This is a genomic window from Achromobacter colocynthidis, assembly GCF_057334535.1.
Window position 1 is genome coordinate 1 of the sequence record NZ_JBHFIZ010000009.1, and the last position, 8,204, is coordinate 8,204.

8 protein-coding genes are annotated in these 8,204 nt (G+C 55.8%); 5 read left to right on the plus strand and 3 right to left on the minus strand.

The genetic code is table 11. The features are described from left to right. The coding region (locus ACE04A_RS04910) for an integrase core domain-containing protein (RefSeq protein ID WP_485819902.1) at positions 1–523 on the plus strand (523 nt) is incomplete at its 5' end. 164 nt (positions 524–687) lie between these two features. Next, positions 688–1,161, plus strand: a complete 474-nt coding sequence (locus ACE04A_RS04915) for a helix-turn-helix domain-containing protein (RefSeq protein ID WP_448717200.1) — start codon at positions 688–690, stop codon at positions 1,159–1,161. Between the two features lie 125 nt (positions 1,162–1,286). Here ACE04A_RS04915 and ACE04A_RS04920 read toward each other — a convergent pair whose 3' ends face one another. Together ACE04A_RS04920 and ACE04A_RS04925 are read right to left on the minus strand one after the other, a co-directional pair. After that, complete coding sequence (locus ACE04A_RS04920; protein ID WP_448717199.1) at positions 1,287–3,317, minus strand: tyrosine-type recombinase/integrase; 2,031 nt, start codon at positions 3,315–3,317, stop codon at positions 1,287–1,289. Positions 3,318–3,637: 320 nt separating this feature from the next. After that, positions 3,638–3,808: an AbrB/MazE/SpoVT family DNA-binding domain-containing protein gene (locus tag ACE04A_RS04925; RefSeq protein WP_448717198.1), complete on the minus strand. Its 171-nt coding sequence runs from the start codon at positions 3,806–3,808 to the stop codon at positions 3,638–3,640. 195 nt (positions 3,809–4,003) lie between these two features. Here ACE04A_RS04925 and ACE04A_RS04930 point away from each other — a divergent pair, with 195 nt between their 5' ends. Both ACE04A_RS04930 and ACE04A_RS04935 read left to right on the plus strand, forming a co-directional pair. Next, a complete protein-coding gene (locus ACE04A_RS04930) occupies positions 4,004–4,321 on the plus strand; it encodes an AAA family ATPase (RefSeq protein ID WP_448717196.1) in 318 nt (105 codons plus the stop codon). Positions 4,322–4,851: 530 nt separating this feature from the next. Then, positions 4,852–5,868, plus strand: coding sequence for a hypothetical protein (locus ACE04A_RS04935; protein WP_448717194.1), 1,017 nt, complete (start codon positions 4,852–4,854; stop codon positions 5,866–5,868). A gap of 341 nt (positions 5,869–6,209) precedes the next feature. On the opposite strand, the gene ACE04A_RS04940 is transcribed toward ACE04A_RS04935, so the two are convergent. Then, positions 6,210–6,722 (minus strand): hypothetical protein, encoded by a 513-nt coding sequence (locus ACE04A_RS04940; protein WP_448717193.1) that lies wholly within the window; start codon positions 6,720–6,722, stop codon positions 6,210–6,212. Between the two features lie 240 nt (positions 6,723–6,962). On the opposite strand from ACE04A_RS04940, the gene ACE04A_RS04945 reads away from it, so the two are divergent. Continuing rightward, positions 6,963–8,167, plus strand: a protein-coding gene (locus ACE04A_RS04945) for an IS3 family transposase (protein WP_448716133.1) whose coding sequence is annotated in 2 segments (ribosomal slippage) — positions 6,963–7,287 and positions 7,287–8,167 — 1,206 coding nt in all. Because the reading frame shifts where the segments join, the coding sequence is not laid out codon by codon here. The last annotated feature ends 37 nt before the right edge of the window (positions 8,168–8,204 follow it).

The window sequence follows — 8,204 nt, forward strand, 5'->3', positions numbered from 1 at the left end:
GGCCGTCGCGCGCAGCGATCAACGCTGGTGTTCTGACGGTTTTGAATTCCGATGCGACAACGGTGAACCGCTGCGGGTGACGTTTGCGCTGGACTGTTGCGATCGCGAAGCGTTGAGCTGGGCGGCCACCACTGCGGGGCACAGCGGCGACATCGTCCGCGATGTGATGCTGGCCGCCGTTGAAAACCGCTTCGGTGGCACGTTGAAACCGCCTCACCCCATTGAGTGGCTAACCGACAACGGCTCGGGCTACATCGCCGAAAAAACGCGTTCGTTCGCCACCGAGATCGGCCTGCATCCATTGACCACGCCCGTGTGCAGCCCGCAGAGCAACGGAATGGCCGAGAGCTTCGTAAAGACCATGAAGCGCGATTATGTTGCCTTCATGCCCAAGCCCGATGCCAATACTGCCGCACATAACTTGGCTCTGGCCTTCGAGCACTACAACGAATCGCATCCACACAGTGCGTTGAAGTATCGTTCTCCCCGAGAGTTCCGGCGTCTCGCCGTTTTATCAACTTAACGGTGAAGTGGTGTCCGGCGATACAGGGTCAAATCCATGGTCTCTACTTGCCATGAGGCCTTTATTGCTGGGGGCAATGGGATTGTGCTGACGGCAATGTCTCATCGTGCACCACATCTAGCTATACGCCTGTGGGCATGTGCCCGTTCTATTAGGCAAGAATTATGGAGAAAGGAAACAAGGGCCTTCGGCTCCGGCAAGCTTTGCGAGTTGCCATGCGTGAACGTTCGCATACTGTTTCGCAGCTGGCCGCTCACGTCGGGGTCAGTCAGAGCTACCTGTCTCAGTTGTTGAACGGCGATAAGGCGATGGATTCAGTTAGCGATCAGCATTTGCGGCGGTTCGCGGCGTATCTCGGTATGCCGCCGATCGGCGCCTTCGTGCTCGCAGGTCGGCTGGAGTTGGCCGACTTCATCGAGGACACTCCGACCTTCGAAGATGGGCTTTCAAGAGGGCTGGCGTCTATTAGCAGCAGTCCCTCAGCGGCAGAGGCAGGGATTGATCGCACGGACCTCGAACGCCTGCCTGTTCCAATGAAGGTGCTCATTGTTCTCCTGTATCAGCGCGCTCAGCTTGAGGACTTCCTCCGGCCGATGGGAGGTTGGTGGTTGACGCGGAGGATTAAGCTTCAGGATTGATTTGCGTTGAACTTGGCCCCCACGCTATGTAGCAGTGGGGGTTTTTGCATGACTATCGGTTCAGGCCCGTCTTGCTCCTCCGTGTCTCAGCCAACAATCATGAGGTTGCCGGTGATGCTGGCGCATCAATCTTGGGCAAAGAAGGTCTTCATGTGCTCCTCATGCAGATTGAATGCCGATTCGCTCTTACGGTGGGCATAGTGCTTCAGCACCGTTTCCAGCTTGTCGTGAAGAAGGGCTGCAACCACCGTGTAATGCCCTGGGTTCTTGTTCAGGTAGTTAGTCGCCACGATGTGCCGCATTGCGTGAGGCCGGAGGCGCGAGACCTCCGGGATGTAGTTCTGAGCCACGCTGGCCATTAGCTGCCCGACGTCCTTGTGCATATTGCCGTGGAGGTTGGGAAACACCCATGGGGCTTCGGGATTGCGCCGGATCAAGACGGGCCGGTAAACGTCCAGGTACTCCTCGATCCTTGGGCCTAAAGCTTTGGGTAGCGGGGCGTCGTAGTCCTCATCTTTCGATCCATCGTTCTTGAAGTCTCCCTTCCAGAAGCGGAGACGCCACGTGCCGTCCTCAGTCTGATACAGATTCGAGGCGTAGGAGGAAAACTCGTTTGGCCTGACGTGCTTCATGATGGTCAGCGTGCGGTGCCGAAGTGGGTTAGATAACGAAATGGCAACGAGCAGAGCATCTCGTTTATAGGTCGCCTGGAATACCGAACCCGGTGCGCAATTCGCGGCGGCGATGTCCAGTTGCTTGATTGCCCGTTTGAACGGCGCCAGCGGGTCATCAAGGCTGAGCAGATGAAGCAGGGGCGCTTTGGGATCGCGCGACTTTTTGCCTTTCCCGGCTTGTTGCCATGATTTGCACAGGCTGTGTGTCTCTTCGCATAGTTGCTCCCATGTTCGGCCGCGAGCGAACTCCTGTACCTTATCCAGAAGCTGGGGGTGTTGCCACAGGTATCCGTCTCCTGGGTTCGTCAGGTTGCAGATGGCGCCCGCTACATTGATATGCCCGTTGTGGATGGTGTGGCCAGAGCGTGCCTTCATGAACTGGAGGTATGCCTCCAGGTTTTCAGGGATCACCAAGTGGGCGAGTGTTTGTACCTTGTCCAAAGGCAGTCCCAGCCCGGCCCAAGCAGTGTTGCCTTCTTTCGGTTTGCTCAGAAACCCGAGGAACGCGCGAACGATCTGGAAGTTGCGGCTGGCGCTGGGACTGTAGTAACCCTCTGTGACGCAGCAAAATTTGTCGCGAACGATGTCCGGCCCCACCTGATCCTTGGGGAGCACGCGCCAGCGTCCGCGGGGTGACCGGCGCAGGCCTACGGGGTGTTCAGCGGTCTTGTATCGCAGGAGCGTGAACCATTCGGCCTCCAGCGCGCTGCTGAATTCAGTTCGCGCCAGATAGAAGGGGTCCTTGACCAGGGCACGCATGCGTTCAATGTACTGATCGCCAGCCACCCCCATTGCTACACGGGTCTCCTTGCGGGGGTACTCCAGCTTACTTTCGAGGCAACCGCGTTCAAGCCCAAGGTGACGTTCCAGGCGTCGCAGTGTCGGCATCCCTTTCTTTACGGGATTCGCTCCGTTCATCCATCGGGGAAGCGTCTGGGGTGCGGCACCGATCGCTTTCGCGATCTCTTCAAGCGTTTGTCCGCTACTGGCGACGGCCAGGCGCAGCTCTTTGTGGAACATCGAAATGCCCGACACGGGTGCCAACTGGGCCTTGCGATGAAGGGAGTCGACTGTCTTCTTGATTGCCCGGAGCATGCTGAGCTTGTCGGCAGCCGTCTTGCGGTTGCCGCCGGAAATCAGCTGAGCGAACTCTTGCATGCGCTTGAGGAAGTCGGCGGTGAACTCGCGGCTGACGCGCTGATTTAGGTCCTTGCCGCAGAACACCAGGTAGGCCTTCAGGGCGGAGGTGTGGTTGCGCAGTACCTGTTCGGAAAAGGTTTCTCGATCTTGGGTCAGGCGGTTCTTGTGGTGTTCGAGGAGCTGCGTGTATGTGATGTCCATTTCGTCTTCGGATAAAGGCGAAACGGGAGGAGCGAAACTCGGTTTGACGCGGGCGGCGAGTTGGGACTGGTAGCTCACTGCGTACGACGAATAATTGCCTAATTGAAAAATGCCCTGTGTTCTATGCTGTTTTTCTTCCATCGCGCCGCAGTAGTTATCCGAGAACGATAGATACAATAATATGCTGAATTTAAAGTAAATCTTATGTGACTAATAACATTGTAGTCAAGACGACTACTATTTTAGATTCGTTATTTTGACCTGTTTTTCGAGGTTTTCGATTCTTCCGTTTCCGGTGGTTAATTGCGCCTTGCAGGATAGGTTTCGGTCACACTAGGTGGCCGTGAGTTCGTATAGCTCCAGACGGTCCTGATGTCGTTGTAATAGCTGAAATCAGGTGGTTGACGCTTGGGCTGACCAGACCACAAGCAGGGCCGCCAGCCATTGGTGGAATTCTGCGGCTAGCGTTCCTCAGACGGCTTTTGCTCAAAGCGCAGCGTGAGGGTGCCATCCTGACGCAGGGTGAAGAATCCCTTATCTCCAGGCTTGAGGTCGAGTTGCTTCCGGAGGTTATGGGGAATGGTGAGCTTCCCATGAGAAGCGAGCTTCATTGCTTTATTGGACGATCCCATCGTTTTCTCTCCGATTCGTATCTCGTCATCATGGGGCGGCTATGGGTATTAAATGGCCTTTTTCCGAGCAGCAGTTTGGGCAGCGATAGTAGGCCAACCTAGTCCCGTATCAATCAGCAACTGATTCTCTGCATTCGTTAGAATTCTAGCCAGTAGAGGCTGGAGACTACGAATAATCAGAATGCCGAGGGAAATGTGCGCTTCGAGAAACTTACGCTGGGGAATTTTCGCTCGTTCGAGCATGTAGAAATTCCCCTGTATAAGGATCTAACGATCTTGGTTGGGGAAAACAACGGGGGCAAGAGCAATGCGATAGATGCCATTCGTTTGTTGCCCATGCCGCTTGGCGGTCGGCGTGAGTTGTACTGTGAGCCGTCCGATGTTCGGTTTGGGAGCGCAAGTCGCAAGTTCGAGATCGTCGGGAATTTCACTGACCTCAACCCTGGTCAGCAGGGCCGTTTAATCACGGCGGCATCGGATCCTGCGATTTCCGGGTGTGTTTTTAGATTGTGAGGTGCGACGAGAGTACCGGCCGCTTCCCCGTACGTCCAACGCTTTGGGGCGGGGTGCACCAAGGTGCGCCAGAGTCTGGTAGTCACGACATGATCCGACATGTCTATCTGCCCCCGCTTCGTGATGCGAAGAGAGCCGCCCTGGCGTCTGGAAATCCCACGCGCATCTACGCGCTTCTCAATCACTTCCTCGACGTGGAGATCCCGACGCCCCCACCAAGGCCCTGGGTTGAAGCACTGACGCGGATATCCTCGTGAAGGTCAACGGAGCGGTAGAAACGGGGTTGAGCGCTCTTACCTCAGGTGTACGCCGGCAGGCTGCTCTGGGGTTTGCCTGTGACGAGAAGCTAATCGATATCCCACGAGACTTGCGGTTCAAACTTGCCGACCACGGGGTGGAGCCGGAGGATCTACGCTATTCCGGCCACGGCTATGCGAACTTGCTCTATGGCGCAGTAGCTAAGGACCACAAGGGTACACACAGCAAGTTACGCTATGTAGAATTCCACGCGGACTTTGCGGAGATTAATGATGTTCAGAGAGACGGTTTTTGTGCTGGAACAGGCTAGGAAAGATGCATTGGTGGCAGAGGACCTTCAAAGTGCGAAGAACGCTAAGGATGCTCTGCACGACGCATGGAGAGGAACTGGGGTTGACTTGCAGCCTGGGCACTTCCACAGTGCGGTGAGCAATGCTCAACTTGGCTCCGAAATGATACGCAAGCTGAGTGACGTCGACTACAAGGGAATACAAAGCGCAATTGGTGATGAAGACTTTGGGCATGTTAAAGACTTCGTTAGTGAGCTGTATGACGTCGAATTGGCAAATACTGAGCTTGCGCGTGTGTCAGAGCAGTTTTACCGGCAATATCAAGCTGATCCTGGCGCTGAGGCCTCGGCATATCCTTGTGGCCTTGATGGCCATCTGATCGTGGTGCCAACAACCGGCTTTCAGTCCCTCGACCTATTGGCTCACGAGCTAGGGCACACGGCGGAGTTCTCGTTGCGTCGACGCTTAGATCAAGACTGGGCGCTAGCCAATCGTCCTGTGGTCTCGGAAACAATCGCCTATTACTCCCAGTTTCATTATCTCAGAACGAGTGGCTCAAAAGAGCAGCGTGCCGGCGCGCTCAACGCCTTCATGCCTGCCTATTTTTCAGCGCAGTTTCTGTTCGCCATGTTGGCGCGTAAACGGCCTCCTCACGAACTGATCCAGGACCAACGATTCACCTGCTTCTTCGATAGCGACAGGACAACACGCCAAGAGATTATTCATCATCTGGAGCCTCTCTATGCACAGACGCTGCCTGAGATCTATATGAATGTGGACAAGTTATTCAGCATTCCGATTGCACTGAAACTCCTGGACCGTCCAGAGGAAATGAAACGACTGGCCCTTCTAAATTATGACCAGCCGCTGTTTAACCTCCTCGACACTGTCGGTATCGATCCCAGTGAATTGCTAGACTTTAGAGACTTGGACTCTCTCTTTGATCAGTTCATTGAGGAAGTGACGACCGCCGCACCACTTGCTACCACAGGCCAATAAAGGTCGGCCAATCGCGTGGGCGTCATGGCGCCCACCTCCCACACAACTCAGCATTTCGCGAACAGCCATGGCGGCATGCATTGTGGAGTTCCCAGGATTTAGTGGAGAGTCTATAACCGACTGGCAGGAATCGCTGCCTGGAGGTGGAAATGGCTACATCATCACGCACTTAGAGGACCCGGCTCCAGGGCCAAAAAACCCTTCAACGTACAATCAAACCCGCACTTGATCCCGTCGGCCATCACCAAGGTGGTCACGATCATCGGAATCGGCGGTCACGATGCCGGAATCACTGGTCACGATCGACCGGAATACCCAGAAGACTTCTTCCAAGTGCCGGCCTAGAGCAAATCTTCGTTTTCAATAACCCCAAAATTCTGCGGGCTCAGTAATTGGGCGGACTTGCTTTTAATGTGAACATCGCCTTCCACCCGGACCATCTTCGAGTTGTCGTGTGCCACGACCGCCTGATGGTAGTCATCACCCGTCAACTCAATTTGCACCTTGCGGTCGAAGTCTCCTAGAGTTGACTCGACGGTGATCGTGCCTGAGGTTTGGTCCTTCGGCCTGCTCAGCTTCGTGATGTGGCCCGTTAGCCTGCGCTGCGGAAGAACGTAGTCGTCCTTGTAGTACCCAGTTGCCGTCTCCAACACCGCAACGTATTTGCCGCCGAACACAAATTTTTCGGGTACGGTTTCGAAGAGAGGCCTTGCCGCTGCCGTTACCGCGATCTCGAAAGCCCGATTGTGCTTTTCTCCGCTGAAGCCTAGCAGCGCATCGCTCATGTTGGAACTTGCACCAGCCAGAACCGCCTCATCAAACGCGCGAAGGTCACCATTCTGATCGTAGGTCACACTCGCCTTCTCTACAGCGGGGGGTATTCTGGGAACGTACCGAACGGCATGGTCTGTTGTTTACCAATGGCTTCAAGCCTCGGATAGCCACTTACGACGGATTTGATGTGCCTGTGCCGCTGGAGATAACCGTTCAACACGGTGACTGGAATGCCCCCCTGAGTCACCGGACACCATCACTCACCTAGAATACTGACTAGGCATATGACTGTGTTTTTGACTAACACCAAGCAAGCAGTGATGGAAGTGTTAACCGGGCCCGAGAGGCGGCGCCGCTGGTCGGCGGAAGAAAAATTGGCGATGGTGCGCGAGAGTTTCGAGCCGGGTAAGACCGTCTCGACGGTCGCGCGCCAGCACGGCATCAACCCGAATCAGTTATTTGGCTGGCGCAAGCTGTACCAGAACGGCAGCCTGTCTGCGGTCAGTTCGGGAGAGGAGGTGGTGCCTGCTTCAGAACTGTCGGAGGCGCTGGCCCAGGTACGTGAACTGCAGCGATTGCTGGGCAAGAAGACGATGGAGAACGAAATCCTGCGGGAGGCGGTCGACGTCATGAAATCCCGAAAGTGGATTGCGCGCTCACCCTCGTTGCCAGAGGACGACCAGTGAAAACGGTCTGCGACGTCCTTGGTGTAGCGCGCTCAAATGTTGCTCAACGTCTTGTCCGTCAATCCGACTGGTCCGATGGCCGTCGGCGCCGACAGCTCGATGATCGTGCCCTGCTCGATGAAATCCGACAAACCGTGGCCCACTTACCAAGCTACGGCTATAGACGAGTTTGGGGCTTGATACGTCGATCTCGCGAATCTGCGGGCGAGGCTGCCGTGAATGCCAAACGCATTTATCGGGTCATGCGCGCGCACGATCTATTGATCGCCCGTAAGGTCCAGCCGGCGCGGCCTGAACGCCGTCACGATGGCCGCGTGGCCGTCGCGCGCAGCGATCAACGCTGGTGTTCTGACGGTTTTGAATTCCGATGCGACAACGGTGAACCGCTGCGGGTGACGTTTGCGCTGGACTGTTGCGATCGCGAAGCGTTGAGCTGGGCGGCCACCACTGCGGGGCACAGCGGCGACATCGTCCGCGATGTGATGCTGGCCGCCGTTGAAAACCGCTTCGGTGGCACGTTGAAACCGCCTCACCCCATTGAGTGGCTAACCGACAACGGCTCGGGCTACATCGCCGAAAAAACGCGTTCGTTCGCCACCGAGATCGGCCTGCATCCATTGACCACGCCCGTGTGCAGCCCGCAGAGCAACGGAATGGCCGAGAGCTTCGTAAAGACCATGAAGCGCGATTATGTTGCCTTCATGCCCAAGCCCGATGCCAATACTGCCGCACATAACTTGGCTCTGGCCTTCGAGCACTACAACGAATCGCATCCACACAGTGCGTTGAAGTATCGTTCTCCCCGAGAGTTCCGGCGTCTCGCCGTTTTATCAACTTAACGGTGAAGTGGTGTCCGGCGATACAGGGTCAAATCCA